This window comes from Anaerococcus prevotii DSM 20548, assembly GCF_000024105.1.
GTDB classification, from domain to species: domain Bacteria; phylum Bacillota; class Clostridia; order Tissierellales; family Peptoniphilaceae; genus Anaerococcus; species Anaerococcus prevotii.
Genome location: NC_013171.1, coordinates 140,978 through 163,175, shown reverse-complemented (window position 1 = coordinate 163,175; position 22,198 = coordinate 140,978). Strand labels below are relative to the sequence as shown.

Annotated in this window: 19 protein-coding genes; 3 read left to right on the top strand and 16 right to left on the bottom strand. The window is 36.6% G+C overall.

The window, feature by feature from the left end:
- Positions 1-5: 5 nt before the first annotated feature.
- From APRE_RS00700 to APRE_RS00690, 3 genes are all read right to left on the bottom strand, one after another.
- Positions 6-389: an FMN-binding protein gene (locus APRE_RS00700; RefSeq protein WP_012803608.1), complete on the bottom strand. Its 384-nt coding sequence runs from the start codon at positions 387-389 to the stop codon at positions 6-8.
- A gap of 145 nt (positions 390-534) precedes the next feature.
- The gene (radA, locus tag APRE_RS00695; protein ID WP_012803607.1) at positions 535-1,905 is read right to left on the bottom strand and encodes a DNA repair protein RadA; all 1,371 of its coding nucleotides are present in this window, start codon (positions 1,903-1,905) and stop codon (positions 535-537) included.
- Positions 1,905-3,203 carry a glutamate--cysteine ligase gene (locus tag APRE_RS00690; protein WP_012803606.1) on the bottom strand — a complete coding sequence of 433 codons (1,299 nt, stop codon included), beginning with the start codon at positions 3,201-3,203 and terminating at the stop codon, positions 1,905-1,907. Before APRE_RS00690 ends, radA begins: the two co-directional genes overlap by 1 nt.
- 76 nt (positions 3,204-3,279) lie before the next feature.
- Here APRE_RS00690 and APRE_RS00685 point away from each other — a divergent pair, with 76 nt between their 5' ends.
- A complete protein-coding gene (locus tag APRE_RS00685; RefSeq protein ID WP_012803605.1) occupies positions 3,280-3,729 on the top strand; it encodes a methylated-DNA--[protein]-cysteine S-methyltransferase in 450 nt (149 codons plus the stop codon).
- A gap of 39 nt (positions 3,730-3,768) precedes the next feature.
- Here APRE_RS00685 and APRE_RS00680 read toward each other — a convergent pair whose 3' ends face one another.
- The 13 genes from APRE_RS00680 to APRE_RS00620 form a co-directional block, all read right to left on the bottom strand.
- On the bottom strand, positions 3,769-4,854 hold the full coding sequence (locus tag APRE_RS00680; protein ID WP_012803604.1) for an ABC transporter ATP-binding protein: 1,086 nt from the start codon (positions 4,852-4,854) through the stop codon (positions 3,769-3,771).
- 9 nt (positions 4,855-4,863) lie between these two features.
- The gene (locus APRE_RS00675; protein ID WP_012803603.1) at positions 4,864-5,757 is read right to left on the bottom strand and encodes a sugar ABC transporter permease; all 894 of its coding nucleotides are present in this window, start codon (positions 5,755-5,757) and stop codon (positions 4,864-4,866) included.
- 1 nt (position 5,758) lies between these two features.
- On the bottom strand, positions 5,759-7,789 hold the full coding sequence (locus APRE_RS00670; protein WP_012803602.1) for a carbohydrate ABC transporter permease: 2,031 nt from the start codon (positions 7,787-7,789) through the stop codon (positions 5,759-5,761).
- Between the two features lie 3 nt (positions 7,790-7,792).
- On the bottom strand, positions 7,793-8,209 hold the full coding sequence (locus APRE_RS00665) for a hypothetical protein (protein WP_012803601.1): 417 nt from the start codon (positions 8,207-8,209) through the stop codon (positions 7,793-7,795).
- Between the two features lie 126 nt (positions 8,210-8,335).
- Positions 8,336-9,661 (bottom strand): sugar ABC transporter substrate-binding protein, encoded by a 1,326-nt coding sequence (locus tag APRE_RS00660; RefSeq protein ID WP_012803600.1) that lies wholly within the window; start codon positions 9,659-9,661, stop codon positions 8,336-8,338.
- A 543-nt stretch (positions 9,662-10,204) separates the two neighbouring features.
- Positions 10,205-11,530 carry a sugar ABC transporter substrate-binding protein gene (locus APRE_RS00655; RefSeq protein ID WP_012803599.1) on the bottom strand — a complete coding sequence of 442 codons (1,326 nt, stop codon included), beginning with the start codon at positions 11,528-11,530 and terminating at the stop codon, positions 10,205-10,207.
- A gap of 195 nt (positions 11,531-11,725) precedes the next feature.
- On the bottom strand, positions 11,726-14,170 hold the full coding sequence (locus tag APRE_RS00650) for an ATP-dependent Clp protease ATP-binding subunit (protein ID WP_012803598.1): 2,445 nt from the start codon (positions 14,168-14,170) through the stop codon (positions 11,726-11,728).
- On the bottom strand, positions 14,170-15,138 hold the full coding sequence (locus APRE_RS00645; RefSeq protein WP_012803597.1) for an ATP--guanido phosphotransferase: 969 nt from the start codon (positions 15,136-15,138) through the stop codon (positions 14,170-14,172). Before APRE_RS00645 ends, APRE_RS00650 begins: the two co-directional genes overlap by 1 nt.
- A complete protein-coding gene (locus APRE_RS00640; protein ID WP_012803596.1) occupies positions 15,135-15,716 on the bottom strand; it encodes a transcriptional regulator in 582 nt (193 codons plus the stop codon). The genes APRE_RS00645 and APRE_RS00640 overlap by 4 nt, the downstream gene beginning before the upstream one ends.
- 1 nt (position 15,717) lies before the next feature.
- Positions 15,718-16,185, bottom strand: a complete 468-nt coding sequence (locus tag APRE_RS00635) for a CtsR family transcriptional regulator (protein ID WP_012803595.1) — start codon at positions 16,183-16,185, stop codon at positions 15,718-15,720.
- Positions 16,186-16,395: 210 nt separating this feature from the next.
- Positions 16,396-17,112 (bottom strand): zinc metallopeptidase, encoded by a 717-nt coding sequence (locus tag APRE_RS00630; protein ID WP_012803594.1) that lies wholly within the window; start codon positions 17,110-17,112, stop codon positions 16,396-16,398.
- Between the two features lie 265 nt (positions 17,113-17,377).
- The gene (locus tag APRE_RS00625; protein ID WP_012803593.1) at positions 17,378-18,031 is read right to left on the bottom strand and encodes a potassium channel family protein; all 654 of its coding nucleotides are present in this window, start codon (positions 18,029-18,031) and stop codon (positions 17,378-17,380) included.
- A gap of 8 nt (positions 18,032-18,039) precedes the next feature.
- A complete protein-coding gene (locus tag APRE_RS00620) occupies positions 18,040-19,389 on the bottom strand; it encodes a TrkH family potassium uptake protein (protein WP_012803592.1) in 1,350 nt (449 codons plus the stop codon).
- Positions 19,390-19,530: 141 nt separating this feature from the next.
- Between APRE_RS00620 and APRE_RS00615 the strand changes: the two genes are divergently transcribed.
- Positions 19,531-20,079 carry a LemA family protein gene (locus APRE_RS00615; protein ID WP_012803591.1) on the top strand — a complete coding sequence of 183 codons (549 nt, stop codon included), beginning with the start codon at positions 19,531-19,533 and terminating at the stop codon, positions 20,077-20,079.
- 7 nt (positions 20,080-20,086) lie between these two features.
- Entirely contained in the window at positions 20,087-21,790 is a 1,704-nt protein-coding gene (locus APRE_RS00610) for a DUF2207 family protein (protein WP_012803590.1), read from the top strand.
- Positions 21,791-22,198 lie beyond the last annotated feature (408 nt).

Below are 22,198 nucleotides of genomic sequence, written 5' to 3'. Positions count from 1 at the left end.
CTATATTATTTTGCAGCCTTGATTGCTTCGTCTACTGCTGTTTTTAGAGCTTCACTTGTTACTGTTGCGCCAGATACGTTATCTACGCCTTCAGTACCGTTGTTCTTTTTGATCTCTTCAACTAGAGTTGGAACTGCGTCTGCTCCGATTCCTTCTGTTTCTGTGTGATCAACTTGGATGTCTTTGATTGTTTCCCCATCCATAGTTACTTTAACTTTGATGTCTCCACCGTAACCTGCTGCTGTAGCTTCACCAACTTTTTCTGTTGTTTCTTCTGTCGCTACGTCAGTAGAAGCATCTTCTTTCTTAGCATCGTTAGCATTGTTTCCACAAGCTGTAAGAGCAAGGGCTAGTGCTGCGATTGCTGCGTATGATTTTATGTTTTTCATATAATTCTCCTTTATTTTTCCTATGTCCTCTGATTATACTACACACGTTTTCAATTTGCAAATTCCTAAGCTTTCCTACAATTTTCTTTAAATTTTTAGGATAAATTTATATCATTTTAAAATTCTATCTTAATTAGCTAAAGGATCATCCTTTTACTAGTACTTCATCTATGACCTGCCTAATATTTGCTAGTTGATAAATCTTTAGTTCCTTAAAGTCTTTGCTATCTATTGAGTTTTTAGCTACGAAGGCTTTCTTATAGCCTAATCTTTCAATCTCCTTTAGCCTTTGCTTAATCTGAGGAACCTTCTTAAGCTCTCCCGTAAGTCCTACTTCTGCTATGAAGACGCTCTTGTCGGAGACAGGATGCTTCATCAAGGATGAGGCGATTGAGACCATTATAGCTAGATTTACCGAAGGCTCGCTTAGCTTGATGCCTCCAGTTGTTTTGATGATAACATTGTAGTCATAAAGATTTAGGCCTGCTCTTTCTTGAAGAATTGAGATTAAAGTGTTTAGGTCATCTCTTCTTAGGGAGTCTCCTATCCTTTGTGGGTAGGGCATGAAGGATTTTGATACTAGAGATTCTATCTCTACTTCTAGGAGTCTCGATCCCTCCTTGGTTACAGAAATGGCTGATCCTTCTATATCTTCGCTTCTTTCTGTGATAAAATACTCACTAGGATTTGTGATTTCATTTAGACCGTCTTCATCCATAGAAAATAGGCCGATTTCTCCAGTTCTACCGAATCTATTTTTAGTTGAAGTTAGGATTCTAAGATCCTCTTCGCTTTCTCCATCAAGGACTAAGACCGTATCTACCAAGTGCTCCAAGGTCCTAAGACCTGCCATCTCGCCCTTTTTGGTCATATGGCCTATCATTATAACAGCCCTTTTTCTTTCGCTATCTTTTGCAATATCAACCGCCTTGTTGGCGACCTCTATGGTTTGGGTGGGGCTTCCTTGTTTGTTATCAAGTTCTGCCAGGCTAAAGGTTTGGATAGAATCTAGAAAAACTATGTCTGCATCCACATTTTTTATTTCCTTTATGGCAAGGTCCATAGAATTTGTCGAAAGAATCCAGATATTTTCAGAAAGCTCAGACATAATCCTGTCTGCACGTGACTTAATTTGACTTTCGCTCTCTTCTCCAGAAATATAGATTACCTTAAGACCCTTATCTGCGTAGGACTTTGAAAGTTGAAGGAGGAGGGTAGATTTTCCTGCTCCAGGTCTTGCTGTAAGAATCGAAACTGAATCTCTCACAAGCCCTCCTCCCACAGCCCTATCAAACTCGCTATAGGTTGATTTTATCCTTTCAGACTCATCTAAAGCGATAGATTTAAGCTTTTTGGCATTTTTATCTTCTACTACTATGTTTTGCTTACTAGCTTTTTTATCAACAATAACCTCATGCATGCTCCCCCACTTACCGCATTCCGGGCATTGACCAGCCCAAACTCCTTGGGTATGGCCGCAGGATGTACATTCATAGGCTTTTTTTGCTTTCGCCATTACATCTTCCTTAGAGATTCATTGGCAGAAAAGACTCTTATTGCTTCTGTCGGATCTTTCTTGTATAGGCTTTCATAGATATCTCTAGGACTCTTCTCTTCTTCAAGGATTTCCCTCAAAGGCTTTAGATAATGAGCCTCATCCTCTAGAGATCTTTTCGCCATCTCCACAAAGTCTAAGGCCCATTTATAGATTTCCTTATCCTTGTAGGTCGCATGGAGGCCGTATCTTTCACTCCTACTTCTAAAATTTGTAAGTGACCTATAATCCATATCGGTAAAAATCTCATATAGTCTATCAAGATTTTCTTCATCATAGAAGAGTCCCTTGATTAAGGCTAAGGCTGCAAAGTTATATGGATAAGGCACTTCATCAGGCATCCTAATTTCTATATATTTCTTAGCTCTTACATCTGGAAATACTATAGATAGGGCATGGAAAATCATCTCGTCACTTGAGTCTTTATCCATCACTTCTGAAAACTTAAGCCTTCCCTTATAATGGTCTTCTCCGTCTTCATGGACGAATATTATATCTGTATTTAAGATTTCTCTTGCATATTTTTCATAAGAGAAGTCATCATCAAAGGCGAATGGATAGACTCCTGTTCTTTGCCTGTCACAATTATCCCAAATCATCTGACGGAGATTTCTCTTACCATAAACTTCTCCTTCGAAAATATAGGCATTATCGAAGATCGAATAGAGGAAAGGAGAAAGGGCACTTGCCACAAAGTATTTCTTCCTAAAATCTTCTTCGCTAGAATAATCTATAGCGCATTGAAGACTTGCCGTTCCCTTCATCATATTGTGGGCGTAGGCTCCCCCATTAATTCTAAAATATTCATACATATAGTCGTATCTCTTCTTTGGGATGATTTTGATATCTTCTATCTTGCTTTTTGGATGATAGCCTACATTAGCTAAAACTTGGCCCTTCTTTTCGAAAACCGGAACAATCTCTGCCATAGCTTTTTTATAATCCTCGTATAAGTCATCAATCTTTTTACGAGACTTAAGAGCTATTTCAAATTGGCTGGCTGGTTCTACAGAAATATCAAATCTGTCCTTGCTCAAACCTAAAATCTTTCCATCTTCTTCATGCTTTTCGTAGGAATCTTTAGCAATCTCCTCCATTGATTGAGCTATACCGTCTTCTCCATAATAAGACACAGTTTCAAGACTATCTTTATCAACTACAAAATGCTCCGACTCGAAGCCTATAGCAAAGTCCTTTGGATTTTTCTCTCCACTTTTTATATAATTAACGATTTTTTGTATTTTTTCTTTATAATTCATATCAATCCTTCTCTAATTTAACTTTCTATCATTATACGCCTCTGGCTACTTTATCCCAAAGACATATAATTATCTTATGAAATACGCATTTTACAAAAGTAGGATTGGGATTTTAAAATTCTCCTACGATAAAAAAATCGAATCTATAAGTTTAGTGAAAAAATCAAATGCTTTATCCGAAAGGACACCAGCTACTGATAAGGTCTTTGGACAAATCGAGGAATACCTTAGGGGAGAGAGAAAAGAGTTTACAATTTATGATCTCCTCGAGATTATGGGGACTGACTTTCAAAAAGAAGTAATAAAAGAGCTTAGGAATATCCCCTACGGAGAAAAATCGACCTACAAGAAAGTCGCAAAGAATATAAATAGGAAAAAGGCAACAAGGGCTGTGGCTAATGCAATAGGAAGGAATCCTTTCTTCATAATTTATCCCTGCCATAGGGTAATAAGGTCTGATGGGAAGATTGGAGGCTTTGCCTATGGAGTAGAAGTAAAAAGATTTCTCCTAAAGCTTGAAAGTTAGACAAAGAAAAACCCTCAATCCGAGGGTTCTTACTTAATTCTAGTTTATTCTTTCAGTTGTCTCGCCATCAAAGAAATGTAAGGCTTCAGGGTCTAGGGTAAAGTCATGATCTTCCCCTATAGCATAGTCTAAGTATCCTGGTTGACTTATGGTTAGGCTTGTGCCATCCTTAAGTTTTGTATAAAGGAGTTGCTCCTTACCCAAGGACTCTATAACTTCTATATTAGCACTTACAGAGTTATAGTCTCTTTTTTCTGCTATAAATCTTTCAGATCTTATTCCAAGATGAACTACTTTTCCTTCGTAGGACTTAATCTTTTCAAGGTCTTTATCACTTGGTCTTACCTTGATTTCTCCTGAGTCATTTACGAAAAGACCATCCTTGATTTTTCCCTTGATGATATTCATTGTAGGAGAACCTATAAATCCTGCTACGAAGAGGTTGTTTGGTTTTTGATAAAACTCATTTGGAGCTCCAACTTGTTGGATAACTCCCTTATCTAGGAGGACTATCTTTGTAGCCATAGTCATAGCCTCAGTTTGGTCGTGAGTTACGTAGATACTTGTAGTATCTAATTGATTGTGGATTCTTACAATCTCTACTCTCATGTGCTCACGTAACTTGGCATCAAGGTTAGATAATGGCTCATCCATGAGGAATACTTCTGGGTTTCTTGCGATAGCTCTTCCTAGAGCCACCCTTTGCCTTTGACCTCCTGATATGTCAGATGGTCTTGAGTAAAGATAGTCTTCTAGCTGGAGAATCTTTGCCACATCTTGTATTCTTTGATCGATTACTTCTTTTCTCTCCTTTTTCATATTTAATGAAAAGGCCATATTATCATAAACTGTCATGTGTGGATAGAGGGCGTATGATTGGAAAACCATCGCAATGTCCCTATCTTTTGGCTCAACTGTGTTCATGATCTTGTCGTTAAAACGTAGGGTTCCTTCTGTAATTGAGTTAAGTCCTGCAATCATCCTAAGAAGGGTTGACTTACCGCAACCAGATGGTCCTAGTATTACACAAAAATCATTGTCATCTATCTCTAGATTTATATTTCTAATCGTGAAGTTCTCACGACCTTCGTATTTCTTTCCTATATTATCTAAAATTACTTTCATTTTTAACTCCTATCCCTTAACTGCACCTGATGAAAGTCCGCTTACTAATTCATCTTGTAATACTAAGAACAATAGCATTACAGGAACAGCTGACAAGAATCCTCCCGCAGCAAAGGCTGGCTGATTCATATTTCTAACATCTGATATTAGTGTAAACAGTCCTGTCGCAAGTGTGTAGTCTCCTGGATTTGTCAGTAAGATTTTTGGCATCATATAATCTAAGAATGGTCCAATAAAACATTGAAGAGCAATTATCGCAAGCATCGGACGGGCAAGAGGCATGATTATAAGCCTATAAACTTGCATGTTTGAACATCCATCAATCTTTGCAGCCTCGTCAAGCTCTGGAGAGATTGTATCAAGATAACCCTTTAGGATAAAGGTATTTGATGCGATTGCCCCACCTGAATATATGAGTATTAGCATGGCCGGTCTTGAAAATACTGGAATGATTCCACTAACTATGGAGTGGATCGCATAGTAAGCAGTAATACCTGCGAAGGCCGGGATTATTTGAACTAACATTATTGTTATAAGACTTGCTTTTTTCCCCTTAAATCTAAATCTTGAATAGGCATAACCTGTAAAAGATACGAAGATTAGGGTAAGCAAGGTTGTAGCAACTGCTATCTTTAGGGTGTTTAGTACCCATTTTAAAAACTGTGTTTCCTTAAACAAATATCTGAAGTTATCAAGGGAGAAGACGTAGTCTCCTGACATTGATATATATTGACCTTGGTTTCCATTAAAAGATGATATAACCATTATTGCCAATGGAACTAAGATGAAAGCTGCCCAGATTAACAAAATAATATAGGTAATTGTTAGTAGGGTCTTTCCGCCAGCAGATAAGGGTTGAAGATCTGATAGGTATAAATCACTATTTTTCTTTTTCTTAAACATATTAATACTCCTTAAAAGCTGAAGAATTCTTATATCCAAAGTATGAAATAACTATTAGGATTATGGATATAAATACTGTTATTGCAGCACCTATAGCTTGGTACTGACTCTCCATCGTTAGCTTGTAGATGTAGGAGATCAAAATATCTGAGCTTCCCGCAAGGTTACCATAAACTTCTGGGTTGAATGGTCCACCTTGGTTGTACAAGTAGATGATTGAGAAGTTGTTAAAGTTAAAGGTATATTGGTTAATAAGCATTGGAGCTATTTGGAAAAGAACTAAAGGAATTGTAATCTTAAAGGTTCTTTGGATTCCTGTCGCCCCGTCAATACTTGCTGCTTCATATAAATCTTTTGGTATAGCCTGGAGCACTCCTGTTGTTAGTAAGAAGATATAAGAATGTCCTAGCCAACCTTGGAGCAAAATTAAGGTGGCCCTAGTCTGGAAGGTGTTGTTCTTTATATCTAGGCTTATATTAAACAAAGAGTTTAGGGCATTTGCTATTACCCCGCCACGACTTGTCATTATTGAAAAGAACATGATTGTGATAAAGGCAGGTATAGCCCAAGGAAGTAGATAAACCGTTCTAAAGAACTTCTTTCCCTTAACCCTCTCGTTGTTTACTAGAAGAGCAAAGATAAAGCCTAGGACTATTGCAAGTGTTGATGCAAGTAAGGTCCATACCACAGTCCATCCGAAGATATGCCAGAAGGCTTGTCCTGCTATACCTTGGCCCTTAGCTATGGTCAAGTAGTTGTTTAGGCCAACCCAAGTGAACTTGTTTTGATGTTGTGGGTCCATGTTAGTAAAGGAAATCATTATAGCTGTAAGTATTGGAACTATTACTATAAACACAATTACTATTAGGGCTGGTGCTGTAATTAAGAATGGGAATCCGTCAGTCCTTAACATCTTCTTGGTCTCAAAGAAGTTGTTAGGTCTGATACCCTTCATTTCATTTTTCTCAGTTGTCCTAACATCCTTAAAGGATAGGATGTAGATTAGGGCAGCAATTGCTACAAAAACTATAGATAAGATACCCTCAATCATAAAGAGTATTGATCTATCAAGTCTCTTTCCGCCTTGGGCAAGAGAGATAAGTCCTGCTACACCATCACCTTGGTAGTTACCAAAACCTAGGGCGTAAGGGATTGCTATTAGGTAGATGAATAAAGTACCTAGTAAAAATAATAAGCCCTTTTGCCACTGGCCGTTTAGGATTTGACCAAGACCAGGGATTGGGAAGGTAAGGATTGACCTATAGGCAGAAGTTTTCTCTACCTCTACTGGAGTTCTCCTCCTAGCTTCAGCCTCATCTGCCTCAAGGATTTTCATCTCCTTCTTGTAGTCTTTGTCTATCTTGTATTTGATTGATTCAATTTCTTCCTTAAGAGAAACTTCTGGATTTCTGTAATTAAGTCTCTTGTTCTGGTCTTTGAACTTTTGTTTTAGTTGTTCTTTCTCGCTCTTGAAGGCCTTTTTGGAAATTCTTCCCTTGTTGAAAGATTCTTCTAGGCTCTTGTTATCTGATTCAAATTTTTCCTTAAGAACAAGTCTATCTTCTTCGCTTAGCTTTTTAGCGCTTTCTATCTCTTCTCTAGTTAGCTTATCTAGCCTCTTGCTAGCTCTTTCTAGCTGACTTTTTAGGAGCAAATCATGTTCTATAATCTTTGGTATTTGCTCATATTCTAACTTACATAACTTATAATCAAGCTCGCTATCATAGGATAGGTCCTTGTTTTTTTCATAAAAGTCCAGGCAGTAGTTCGCCATAAACTTCCTATAATACAAGTCCCTCAAGTATTTCTGGTCGAGTTTGTAATTTGGATCTTTCTTGGCAGCTTCATCGGCCTTAGCCAAAAGTTCTTTCTTTTCTTCTTCGTACTTTTTTAGCTTTTGATTATAAGGATGGTTTTTGGCATCTACTTTATTTCCGCCACTTTCTTCTGCCTTAATAGAGTCTATTATATACTCGTTCTTTCTAGGACGAATCTCACCAATATCATCTATAAGGTTTTTTTCGTATGTCATCGCCTACACCCTTTCTTCCCTTCCTATAATAAATAATAAAATAAAATTTAAAATAATAACTATATAATAAAATATAGATCCGATTCTAAATTGTAAAATCAACTGAACGATTTCTATTAGGGTCATCCCTCCAAAAAATAATTTGTAGGAGAAATTGACTCCATATTTTTTTACTGTAAAAAATGTATAAAGGGAAATTACTACAGGACTTAAGACTCTGATAAATAAATTAAAAACAACAGAATTAATATATTCATCAAAACTAAGACCTGGATTGTTTTTGAGAATTTCTCTATAAACTTCGACATCCTTAGCCATCATTAGGGCTTCTATAGAAGAAGCTAGGATAATAAGGGCTGATACTATCAAAATCTTTAATATAAAACTCTCTCTTTTTTTCTCTAATTCTAAACTTTTCATAATAGTGAAAGAAAGGCCTAGACCAGAGAAACTAGATATAGTTATAAATCTAATATTAGTAAATTAGAAACATATCCTATATCTAGAATCTTTAGGCTGATTTTGGCCTTTCCCTTATCCTATTAACTATTTGCTAAAGTTTGCCATCATTGAGTCGAATGAAGCCTTTAGTTGGTTGTAAGCTTCTTCTTCGTTAGCTGGTTTAACTGAGTTCCAAGAAAGAATTGCATTCTTGTAAGTATCCCAAACGTCTCCCCATTCCTTAAATAATGGTCTTGCTGGAGCAGTCTCGTAAGATTTGATTGTAGCTTCGATTATTGCCTTATCAGAATCTGCTAAGTCTGATGATTGGTAATCCTCGTTCTTCACATTTTCAAGAATCTTTCCTGTAGATTTGTATAGATCTATTGCAAATTCAGGATTTACAATTTGTTTAATCATTTCGTTAGCTATTGCTTTCTTGTTAGCGTCTTCTTCGATTCTAGCATTGATTGCAAGTCCCCAACCACCTTGCCAGTGATTTAGAGGCTTTCCAGCTATAGTAATGTTGTCAATTGGATAAACTTCAAGGTTTCCTTCACCTGCTTGTTCAGAAATTGGAGCAGCATCCCATGCACCACCAATTCTAGCAACTCCACCTTTGCCTTCTTTGAAGGTATCGTCTATATATCCCCAACCTGCATCTGGGTCAAATAATTGTGTGCCTGCATCGTTGTGTTTCTTCCAATATTCAAACAAAGCTTTGATTGTAGCTTGTTTTTCTGGCTCAAGGTCTTTCCAGTCTTTTGTTAAGTCTGAGAATAGATTTCCTTGGTCATCTTTACCTAGAAGTTCAATGTTTGATGAGTTTGTTGCAGCAACTCCGTACCAAGCATCAAAGATTGGAAGAAGAACTGTTGACTCATCTGCTACATCATTAAGCTCGATTGGTTTAGATAGGTCAACTCCCTTTTCTTCTGCATTTTTCTTGTTAACATAAGTAATTAGGGTTTCAATATTATATGGGAAAGCAAAGTATTCGCCATCGATATTGAAGTTTCCACCGATTCCTTTATCGAAGTCATCCCAACCACCGATTTCATCAGCAAGAGCCTTAGAGTCGATCGCACCAAGAATGTCGTTGTTTACAAGTCCAACAAGTCTATCTGCTGGTATTGCAAAAAGGTCAGCAACATCTTCGTTGTTGGCATCTGTTTGATCTAGGATATCCAAGTGGTCGAAAGCTCCTACTTCTTTAAGTTCGATTTCTGCATTAGGATATTTTTCCTTTACTCTCTCAGCAGCTTTCTCGTAATGATCCATCCATTCTTTTTCAACTTGAACGGAAATCTTGCCTGAAACATCTCCTGGATCAGCGGCAGCTTCTTCACCCTTATCCGCTCCCTTACCGCCACATGCAGCAAGTACTACTGATAGCGATAAAGCCATCAACATCTTTAGTTTGTTTTTCATAAAATCCTCCCTTGTTTTCACCTTCCGTGAAAACGTTATTTGATTCTGTATATACATTATACATTAGTTTGAAAATAAATGGAAGTAGTTAGCTATTTTCTTTCTAAGATATTGTTAATTTTTATACAGTTTTTGAATATTGATTTTCTAGCTTTTAATAGAAATGATTTAGCTCTTATTAGTAAATTTAGATACCAGATTCATAAAATTATCAAGTATAAATATAGAAATATCGAGTATAAAGCTTGATTTTATCTCATTAAGCAGCAGAAAATATATAAGAAACAAATTTTCAATATTGAAAGAAAGAATGCTATAAATAGACTTTACAAGATAAAAGTCATTTTAAAATAATACAAATATGCAAATTTTATAAATTTAATAAATTAAAAAAGGAAAAGGAATTCCAATATAGATCTAGATTGTTTTTTATGTGAAATTTCACATAGAATCTGTTTTTGTATCTAGTGTAAAAAACTCCCAAGGCTACAGCGAAATAGCTTTTGGGAGTATTATTACAAGTCTTACTTTTAAGATTAACTTTTAGTTAAAATTTGCCATCATAGATTCAAATGAAGCTTTAAGGGCCTTGTAGGCATCTTCCTCATTTTGTGGGTTTACAGAGTTCCAAGAAAGAACAGCATTTGAGTAGGTATCCCAAACATCTCCCCATTCCTTAAACAATGGTCTTGATGGAGCCTTCTTGTATGAGTCAATAGTAGCCTTAATTATATCCTTATCGATTTGATCAAGATTTGAATTTTGATATTCTTCTGCTGATACATTTTCAAGAATTTTTCCTGAATATTTGTATAGGTCTTCAGCGTATTCTGGATTAACTAGCTCCTTAATCATGGCTTCTGCTAGGGCTTTTTTCTCCGCATCTTCTTCTAGTCTTGCATTTATCGCAAGTCCCCAACCACTTTGCCAGTGAGCTAGTGCCTTTCCAGCTAGGGTTAGTTTTTCCATAGGATAAATCGCAAGGTTTCCTTCTCCTGCTTGTTTTGATATGGCTTGTGCATCCCAAGCTCCGCCAAGTCTTGCTACTCCCCCATTACCTGGTTTGAATGTTTCATCTACATAACCCCAGCCTGCATCTGGGTCGAAGAGTTGAGTTCCTGCTTCGTTGTGTTTTTTCCAATATTCATATAGGCCCTTGATAGTTGCTTGTTGTGATTCATCAAGCTCATTCCAGTCTTTTGTCATATCAGAAAAGAAGGTCCCATCCTCGTTTTTTCCTAAAAGTTCGATATTTGATGAGTTTGTCGCAGCTACCCCATACCAAGCGTCAAAGGCAGGGAATAGGACGGTTGATTCGTCCTTAACTTCATTGATTTCTATATCCTTATCTAAATCAATTCCTTTTTCCTTTGCATTTTGAGTATTCACATAGGTAATTAGAGTTTCGATATTGTAAGGAAAGGCAAAGTATTCCCCATCTACTTTGAACTCTCCACCTAGTCCACTATCGAAATCATCCCAACCACCAATCTCTCCAGCAAGTTTTTGAGAATCTATAGCTCCTAAAACTTCATTTCCAACAAGACCTGCTAGTCTATCAGCTGGTATAGAAAATAGGTCTGCTACGTCTTCATTATTCGCATCTGTAGAGTCAATTATTTCTATGTGCTCCAAACCGCCTATTGTTCTAAGCTCGATTTCAGCATTAGGAAATTCTTTCTTAACTCTTTCAGCAGCAGCCTCATAATGCTTTCTCCAATCTTCTTCTAGTTGGACTGAAATTTTGATATTAGCTTCCTTATCCACATCTTTAGATGACTCACCACCTTCTTTATCCGCCTTATTCCCACAAGCTGTAAGAACTAAAGCAGCCGAGATAGCAAATAACTTTCCAATAATCTTTTTCATTTTTCCTCCCTTTACTAAATTTTAAGATACACAATACTTTTCCCATAAAAGACAGATAAAAAATTTCTAGGAAATAGAAAATGTATCAGTTAAAATCTTTATGATATATTTCTATTATATAATATATTAAAGAAAAATGAAAATATTAATAGATCTCCAATAAAAAACCACTCCTCCGAAAGGAATGGCTTTATCTTAGTCTATTACTTTTTCAAGTTCTTTTTTCTTTTCTCTTCTTCTTTTCTCTTTGCTTATATTTCTAAAGACTAAGCTATCTTTCCTGACTGAAATCCTGATTGTTTCGTCTCTTTTTAGTTTTCCATCTAAGATGTCTTCTGCTAGTCTATCGTCGATCATTTTTGTTATGTGACGTTCTAGTGGTCTTGCCCCGTATTCTGGGTCAAAACCTTCTTTGGCTAGAAGTTTTACAACCTTTTGGTCATAGACTATATCTAGGTCGATTTCGTTTAGTCTTTGTCTAGTTTTTTCAAGCATTAGGCCTGAAATTTCTCCTATTTCAGCTTCTCCTAGTGGCTTAAACATTATGACTTGGTCAAGTCTGTTTAGAAACTCTGGTGCAAAGGAATCTTTGATTGCTTTTTCTATGATTTCAGATGTTCTTTCTTCTTCTGCTTCTTTTTGATCACCAAGCTCAAAGCCTATGCTCTTACTTGTAGAAAGACTTCTTACACCTATATTGCTTGTCATAATTATGATTGTGTTTTTAAAGTCTACTGTTCTTCCTTGACCGTCTGTTAGTCTTCCGTCATCTAAAATTTGTAAAAGGAGGTTGAAGACATCTGGATGGGCCTTTTCTATCTCATCAAAAAGTATTACTGAGTAAGGATTTGTCCTTACAGCCTCTGTTAATTGTCCACCTTCTTCGTAGCCTACATATCCTGGAGGAGAACCTACTAGTCTTGATACGGCGAATTTTTCCATATATTCACTCATATCCATCCTTATTAGCTTATCCTCAGATCCAAAAAGATTTTGTGCGAGTGTTTTGGCAAGATAGGTCTTTCCAACTCCAGTTGGTCCTACAAAGATAAAGGATCCGATTGGTTTTTTAGGGTCTTTTAGACCTACCCTTGCTCTTTTGATTGACCTTGCTACTGAATCTATAGCATCTTTTTGGCCGATTACTGATAGTTTTAGATCTTCGTCTAAGTTAGCATATTTTTCCATCTCATCTTCTGTGAGTTTTTCTACTGGAACCTTGGACCAATTTGCCACAACGCTTGCTATATCATCGTAGGATATAAAGAGCCTGTCCTTATTTTCCTTCTCTTTTTCTTTTTCAATTTCTAGGTCGAATTTCGCTTGATTTATCTTATCCCTAAGCTCTGCTGCTCTTTCGAAATCTTGATCTCTTACCGCTTGCTCCTTTTCCTTATTAAGTTTTTCTAGCTTATCTTCACTAGGTGCTGAGTCATCTTCTTTTTGGAAGGCAGCTATCCTAATCTTAGAGCTTGCTTCATCGATTAAATCTATTGCCTTGTCAGGAAGGTAACGGTCTGAGATATATCTATCAGATAAATCTACCGCAGCTTCTATAGCCTCATCTGTAATCTCTACCCCGTGGTGGTCTTCGTATTTATCCTTTAGTCCTTGGATAATCTTTCTAGCATCTTCAAGGCTTGGCTCATCAACTTGAATTGGCTGCATACGACGGCTAAGGGCGGAATCTTTTTCGACGTGCTTTCTGTACTCCTCTATGGTGGTCGCTCCCATGATTTGAATCTCTCCTTTAGCAAGGATTGGCTTTAGGATATTTGCCGCATCCATCGAACCTTCAGAAGCTCCTGCTCCTAGAACCATGTGGAATTCATCTATAAATAGGATCACATCGTCTCTTTTACCAATTTCTTCAAAAAGTTTTTTAAGTCTATCTTCAAAGTCTCCCCTGTATTTACTTCCTGCTATCATGCTAGCAAGGTCAAGGCTTAGGATTCTCTTATCCTTTATAATCTTTGGCACATCTTTCGCCACAATTCTTTGGGCAAGGCCTTCTGCTATGGCAGTCTTACCCACACCTGGAGCTCCTATTAGGATTGGATTGTTTTTTCTCCTTCTCATTAGGATTTGTACAAGTCTTTCGATTTCTGTATCTCTTCCTATGACAGGGTCGATTTTTCCACTTTCTGCTAGCTCATTTAGGTCATTTGTGTATTTGGTCACATTTTCAGAAAATTTCGAAGATGACCCCTTTGTTTTGTAGACTTCCTTTAGCATATCGTCTAAGTTTTTCCCTATGACCTTTTTATCAAGACCTGATAGGAGAAACATGAGATTGGTAAAGGAATCGTCATCGTTTATCAAAGCTTGAAGGATATCTTCTTCGTTAACTACAGAGCTTTTTCTCGCCATAGCGATCTCTCTAGACTTTTCAAATATCATCCTTACTTTCTTTGAAAATTCTGTAGCAGGTCTTTGGGAATTGCCCCTGCCTATGTTATTTATAACTATAGACCTAAAGAGGTCGTAATTAGCCCCACTTTTTTCCAAGGCCTTGTTCGCAAGAGAGCCTGTCTTCATCAGAGCAAGAAGCAAGTGCTCGCTTCCTATATAGTCGTGGTTTAAGGAATAAGACTCTCTTCTTGCCTGGGAGGTAAGTCTGTTTAGTCTGTTATTTTCCATTATCGCTCCTTAATATATTCCTTCAGAAATAGGTATCTATCCTCATCCCTATTCCCCTTATACTTATTCTTAGTAAGATTAAATATTAGATAATCGAGCTCCTCATTTGTAAAGTCTGTATCAAAGCCTAGAATATTGTATTTCTTTAGGCCATATATATCTTTACTCATAAGCTCTAAGCTCTTATCCATGCCCAACTTTAAGTTGTTTTCCATAATCTCTATATAATCTTCTATTTCTTCATCTTTTATACTATTTAAAACTTGATAGTCTCTTCTAAATCTTCTCTCATTTCTTACAAGAACGTCCAAAGCCTTCTCGAACTTATCCATAGCTTCTTCCATATCCTTCCAGTAATTTCCTATGTTTTTAAGAATATATATATCGTCTGCATATCTCTTGTAATATTTTGGAAGGAACTTATCAATATAAATCCTCTCGTGAAGGAGACTTTGCTTTAGGCCAAAATAGGCCTTGTCATCATCAACCATAGCAAAAAGAAAGGCCTTCACGAAAACTTCTACTCCACTTCCTGCATTTCGCCCATCTTGGGTTAGGTAGCCAAACTCTTGGGAAAAGGCAAAGTCTAGGATTTCATCAAGCTTTTCTTCTATCAGATAGGCCTTCTTGTAGGCAGACTTCAAATCGAGATTAAAATCTCTGATATTTATCGCCAAATGGTCCCTGTCGTTAATTGTAAGTATATAATCATCCTCTATGACAAGGCCAATTTCAGAAAGCTTGTTTGGACAATCTTCTGATAGGACGAATGAGTTTATCAACTGATTTAGCTCATCTTCGTCTAAATCTTCCAGAAGAATTAATTTGTCCCAATAAATTTTCCTAAAGATTTCTATAACTTCCTTGCTTGCTTCAAGAGTCATGCTAGCTGGAAAGTCAAAGCCTTCAAGATTTCTTCTAAGAGAGAAATTTGAAGAAAGTATTATGTCCTTGCTGTATTCTATCAATTTCTCACCTGCATATTCAATTCATCTATTTGCTCTTTTATGCTTTGAGCTTGTTCATAGTCTTCTATTTCAACTGAAACTTGGAGTTTTTCTTGAAGATTTTTAATCTTTGTAGCTATATCTTTAAAGTTTCTCTCTTTTCTAGGAAATTTTCCCTCATAAGTCCTTAGGTTGTTGTAGGTCCTTAAAGTCTTCGTTGTAAGTTTATCATTAAGTTTATAACAATCAGGACAAGCAAATACTCCATGTTTTATGTTTGATGAAAGATTGCCGCAAGTTGGGCAAGTCTCATCTCCTAGGTTGTTTAGGAGACCATAAGAGTAATTATTTTCCTTAAATCTATAGTCATAGTAGGAATCTATAACTTCCTCAAGACTTGGCATAAATTCCTCTATCAAATTTTCTATATTCTTTCTATTGAGATTTCCTTCTCCATCTTTGATCTTGCCATTTTCATCAACTGATACATCGGTAAATTTCATAAGACAATCATTGCAAAGATGGAAGTTCTTCTCTTCTCCATTTATTATAGTTTTGACTGTAACAGTCGCTTCATTATCGCATTTATCACATTTCATTTTAGTTACTCCTTGCCATAAGACTTAAGAGAATATTTCTAATAATATCACTTCTTACGGCATTTCTATCCTTAACTTCACTTATTTTTGAAAGAGCCCTATCGCTTGTGGCGTATCTTGCCATCAAATACTCATTTTCTGTAAAGTATTCTCTCCTCAACAAGTCTTTAAAGAGACTTTCGGCATTATTCTGACTCATACTTTTCTTAAGATTTTTGGTCAAATAAGAAATATAAGAATCTTCATCCACAACGCTTATAATCTTTATAAAACCATTGCCGCCACGCTTGCTTTCTATAAGGTACCCATTATATGGGGTAAATCTTGTAGAAAGAACGTAGTTTATCTGACTAGGTGCACAATCAAAACGTGTCGCCAAGTCATTCCTGCCGATCTCAAGCATTCCGTCAACAGAATCTTCTAACATCATTTTTAGAAATCTCTCAATTTCTGAAGTAAGACCTGCCATAATTCACCACTCTTTCTATATATTAATCTAAGTCAAATGATTGACTATCTCTGACCTTCTTCTTTAAAAATAAAGAATCTTAATGATTCCTAGTAAAATTGTACTATTTAGCAAGATGATTGCAAGTAGCTTATCTTCGCTTAAATCTAATAAAATATTAAGAAAACTCCCGCACAAAGATTTACATCCTCGCGGGAGCCACCTATTATACTAATCTCTCCTGTTATTCCTGTTTCCATAAAGGAGAAATAATCTCAACAATTGTAGGGCTGTGGATAGGGTCGCTGCTACATAGGTAAAGGCTGCCGCTTTTAGCATGGCTTTTGCTCCATCAAGCTCCTCGCCGTAAAGCATACCGCTTTCGTCTATTACCCTTATGGCCCTCCTCGATGCGTCAAATTCCACCGGAAGAGTTACCAACTGAAATATTAGAGCAAGAGAGAAAAGGATTAGTCCCAGGTCTAAAAGCTTTTGTTGGGATAGGAATATTCCCAAAAGTATAACTGGAAAGGCAAGCTTTGATCCAAAGTTTACCGCAGGCACTAACCATGACTTAATCCTTAAAGGAGCATAGCCTTCCTTGTATTGGATGACGTGACCGCACTCGTGGGCTGCTACAGCGATAGATGCTATAGAAGTATCGGTAAAGGAGTCCCCAGATAGGGCGACTTCCTTTGTAGCAGGATTGAAGTAATCAGATAAGCTTCCTCCAATCTTTTTTATAGAAATATCATTGTATGAGTTTGTATCGAGTATATATTTAGCCGCTTGGTAGCCTGTTATATTCTTTTTTGATTTGATTTTACTGTATTTACTAAAGGCTTTTTGGATATTAGCCTGGGCAATCATTGATATTATGACGCCTATTATTACTAAAAAATAGGTCTTGTCAAAATACATTGAGCCAAAGTAATATGGATTGTACATTTTTTATCTCCTTCTTTTTTCTTATTATACCCAAATTGGAATTTTGGACACAGAAAAAGGGCTCCTAGAGCCCTCCTTCATTATAGAAAAGAATAAGTTAGTCCTAGTTTTCTAAGGGAAAACTATAAGGAATTAATAATGAAAAACCTAGCTATTTAATAGCTGATTTTATTATAACATCATTTTCCTATTTATGCAAACTTTTTCTTATCGGTATCTTTGTTTATTATTTATCAATATTTCAAGTTTTACCACGTTTTCCTAATTACGATTTTTCCTCAAGAGCTTTAGCGTTTTCATTATCTCCTATTAGGACTAGGACATCACCTTTTCTAATATCGGTACTTGGATCTATATCCATTAGCATCTGGCCATCTCTTTCGAATCCGACTACATTCATCTTGTAAGTCTTTCTAAAGTCAAGCTCTATAAGAGACTTACCTATCCAATCCTCATGAGCTTTTATCTCTATCAATGAGAAATCATTTGAAAATTGAACAAGCTCTAAAAGATTTGATCCTGCAAGAGATCTTGCAAGTCTTTCTCCTGTATCAAGCTCAGGATATACTATCTGATCGGCGCCAATTTTTTTAAGTATCCTCGCGTGTGATTGACTTGTTGCCTTGGCTATAACCTTATCAACTCCGCTATCCTTGCATATCAAAGTAGCTTCGATTGATGCCTCAATATCTGTTCCTGTTGCAATTATAGCCACATCGTAGTTGTTTATTCCCAAAGACTTCATAGCTACTTCTTCTGTGATATCTCCTTGGGCAGCACTTGAGACAGAGTTTGCGATTTTTTCTATCTTATTGTAATTAGAATCTACAGCTGTTACATAGATTCCCTTCTCGAAAAGCTTGGTAGCTACAGCGTAACCAAATCTTCCGAGACCTAAAACTATAACATTTTTTTCCATAATTTCTCCTAACCTATACTAATAAAACATTCTGGATATCTAATTAACTTCTCATCTGGCTTTAAACCAAAGGCAAGGGCCATAGTCATTGGACCAATCCTACCTAAATACATACAAAGACCTATTAAGACCTTGGCAATTCTTGAAAGATTTGCCGTAATCCCTCTACTAGCTCCTACTGTCGCTAGGGCAGAGACAACTTCATATAGGGTATCTATCAAGTCAAAATCATCTGTAATAGTAATGATGAAAGTTACCATCAAAACTAAGGCAAGAGAGATCATAAAGATAGATAGGGCTTTTTTGATAGTCTCATCTCCTATATGTTTGTTAAAAACAACTGGCTCCTTCTGCCTTTTGATTATAGAGTATGTCGCAAGAACTAAAACTCCAAAGGTCGTAGTCTTGATACCTCCTGCAGTCGATCCAGGGGATCCTCCTATAAACATAAGGCCTATCAGTAAAAGTGAGGTCGAATCTTTAATATTTGAAAGATTAACCGAATAAAACCCAGCTGTCCTCGCTGAAACTGACTGGAAGAAGGACTCTATTATAGATCCCTTAAGCCCTTCGCCGATGAGGACCCCCTTTTGAATTGACTCTAAAAGTAAAAATCCTAAAGCTCCAAATAAAATCAATACTGCATTAATAATCAAAACAAGCTTTGAGTGAGTTGAGACTTGCTTAAACTTCCTCCTATAGAAAAACTCGCTTGTAACCATAAAGCCAAGTCCACCTATAACAATCAAGACCATGAGGGTGGTATTTACCAAAAGATCTTTCCTTAAAGGATAGATGGAATCTCCCATTATATCAAAGCCTGCATTACAAAAGGCTGATATGGAGTGAAAAACCGAATACCAAATCCCTTTTCCCCATCCATAGGTCGGGATAAATCTTATAGAAAGAAATAGGGCTCCCAAAGCTTCAACTATAAGAGTAAAGGCTAGGACATATCTAAAAAGTCTTACCAAGCCTTCCATACTCTCAACATTGAGCTGCTCTTTTAGTATTTGCCTAGACTTTATACCGATTTTCTTCCTTAAAATTAAAGGAATTAGTGAAGCTAGGGTCATAATTCCCAGTCCACCGATTTGTATTAAGATAATAATAACCACATGGCCAAGAGTATTCCAATATAGACCAGTGTTAACCGTGGTCAGCCCCGTAACACAAGAAGCACTTGCCGCAACAAAAAACGAATCGATTAGACCAGTGCTCTTGCCATTTTGCGTAACATAGGGAGTTGATAGGATAAGCCCTCCCAGACTTATCAAAATCAAAAATCCCATGGACAAAACAAAGGCAGGGTTTTCTGTAGCCTTATCGAAAGTTCTTTTCAAAATATTTTTTTCCATGATAACCTTCCTTACACAATCAAAGGGGCTGACATCTACATTTGCCCTCCCCTAGCTTAAGAGGATTTTACATCTTGGCCTATTTTTTGTCAACGATTTGATGATAAGTTTGCTGGGTATAAAATATCAAAGGAGGAAAATATGACCCTATTAATAATTTTAATCATTCTAGTCTTTGTAATTGTCATATATTCAGTTACAACTTACAATACTTTTGTAAGTCTTAATGAGATGGTGGAAAACTCCATGGCTCAAATAGCAACTGGACTTCAAGCTAGGTGGGACAGCCTAAATAACTTGATTGATATGACCAAGGACTACAGCCAATTTGAAAAAGAAGCCCTAGAGAAAATTACAAAGAACAGGACAAGTGTAAACAGAACTTCCGATGCAAAGGAAGTTGAAAGCGAGAATAGAGAATTTGGAAAAGCTCTTTCTTCGTTCTATGCGGTCGCAGAAAATTATCCAACTCTTAAAACAAGTGATCTCTACAGGGAGACTATGGCTGCTATGACAAAACACGAAGAAACTCTTAGACATTTGAGAATGGTCTATAACGACACCGTAACTAAGCTTAACAGAAAAATAAAATCTTTTCCTGCAAATATCCTTGCTAATATTTTTTCTGTTCATACTAAAGATTATTTCGAAAATACAAGCGAATCATCTACTGTACCGAAATTTAAATAGGAGACATATGAAAATTAAAAGACTAAGCAAATATCTTCTAGCCCTTATCCTTTTTCTACTTCCTAGAATCTCACTTGCCGATAGTTTCGATTCACTAGACATGGACATTACGATCGATAAGAATGGTGTAGGAAGTGTAGAAGAAGTTTGGCAAATAGATGAAGACGAAAGAGATTATACCGAAAGATACAAATTAATAGAAAATTTAAGAGGAATAAAAATAGAAGACTTCTCCCTAACTTCTCCTTCCCTAGGCAAGGACTTTAGTGAAATGGATCCTTGGGATTCAAACCTTTCTTTTGAAGAAAAAGCCTATAAATATGGAAGAAGCGATAGGGAGGATGAGACAGAACTCATTTGGGGGATATTCCAATACGGAAAAAACACCTACAAGCTAACTTACAAGATAAATCCTCTAATAATAGGCCTTGAAGATAGCGATATGCTCTTTTTCCAATTTGTCGGAGAAAACTTTGACCCCAAGCCAGAAAGGGTCAATATCAATATTAAAGGCTTTGAGCCCTTCGATCGAAATGTAAAGATGTGGGGCTTTGGCCTGGATGGAGATATCCACAATGCCAGTGGAAATATAGTCCTTAAATCTACTGGCGAAGTTGACTATACGACTATCATGCTAAAATTCCCTAAGGGCTATTTCAATACATCCTATAAGGAAGATAAAACCTTCGACGATTATGCTAATGAGGCAATTAAGGGATCAAAATGGGAAGAGCGAGAAGGAGAGGCTAATACCGACCCAACCCCTTGGTATGTCAAAGTAATCCTTCCCCTTGTTCTTCTCTTAGGTCTAGGATCAATCTTTCTTGGAGTGAGGGCGAAAAAGCTTCATTTTGATGAGAATAATATCACAAATGATGAGACCCTCAAGAAAGCCAAGACCTTCAAAGACCAGTACTTTAGAGATATCCCCTATGATTCCCATATAGAAGATACCTATCTATTGGCAGAGAAGGCCTACCCTTACGAGATAAATCAGGGAAATTACATGAACGCCTTTATCCTAAAATGGATTTACGATAAAAATATCGAAATCGAAGCTAGAAAGGAAAAGGATAAAAATGCCAAGATAAGAATCCTCGCAAGACCTAGTGATATGGGCAAGATGGAGGAGGCTTTCTTCAATATAATCGAAAAGTCACAAGAATACTCCAAAGACGGTCTTGTCTCAAACAAAAACATCCAAAAATACTTCAAGAAAAACAAGGAAATCACAGAAGACTTCTATGAAGACTTCTTACCTAGGTCAAGGGATGGCCTGAAGTCTGGAGAATATCTAAAAGATATAAGATTCGAGAAGAAATTCGCTAGGACTAGGAGAGAAGGATCCGAGCTTGAAGTTACTCCTAAGGGAGTTGACCTTTACGAAAATCTAATCAAGTTTAGAAATTACCTAGAAGATTATTCCTTGATAGAGGAAAGAGATGCTAATGAAGTTCATATTTGGGACTACTTCCTAATATATGCAGCAATTTACGGCATAAGTGATAAAGTCTTTAAAAACCTAGAGAAGACTTATCCAAACTATAGCAACAACTCAGTCTTTAACTACTATATGATTACAAATTCAAGAAACTACTCCACTATGACCCAAGCCAATATAGCAAGCTTTACAGCAGCAGGATCTGGCGGAAGCACATCCTTTGGTGGAGGTGGCGGAAGCTTCGGTGGAGGTGGTGGCGGAGGTCGCTAGAATAAGAATAATTTATGACAAATCCTTAAGCAAGTTAAATATCTGCTTGAGGATTTGTTTTTTCTTAAATAATAGCAAATATAATTTCACAGACGAAAGGAGGGATTTATAAAGAATAGTCCTTCTTCGTATAATTAGATAGATTCTTTGGATTTCCTGGCAATCTAGAGAATTAACCATCTCCTCTATCTAGGAGAGATTGGCAATTTAACCAACAATTAAGAATAATTTCTACTAAGAAATCCCTATAAATTAAGATCTGGAACTTATTTATAATCTTAGGCTCATAACTTTAATTTATATACTTGTTAAATTAATAACTTGGCCTTATAATATAAACTTAGAGATAGTATTTCTTTTGGAAACTATACTCTATAACACCATTATTTTTTATTTTAAAAACGAGCT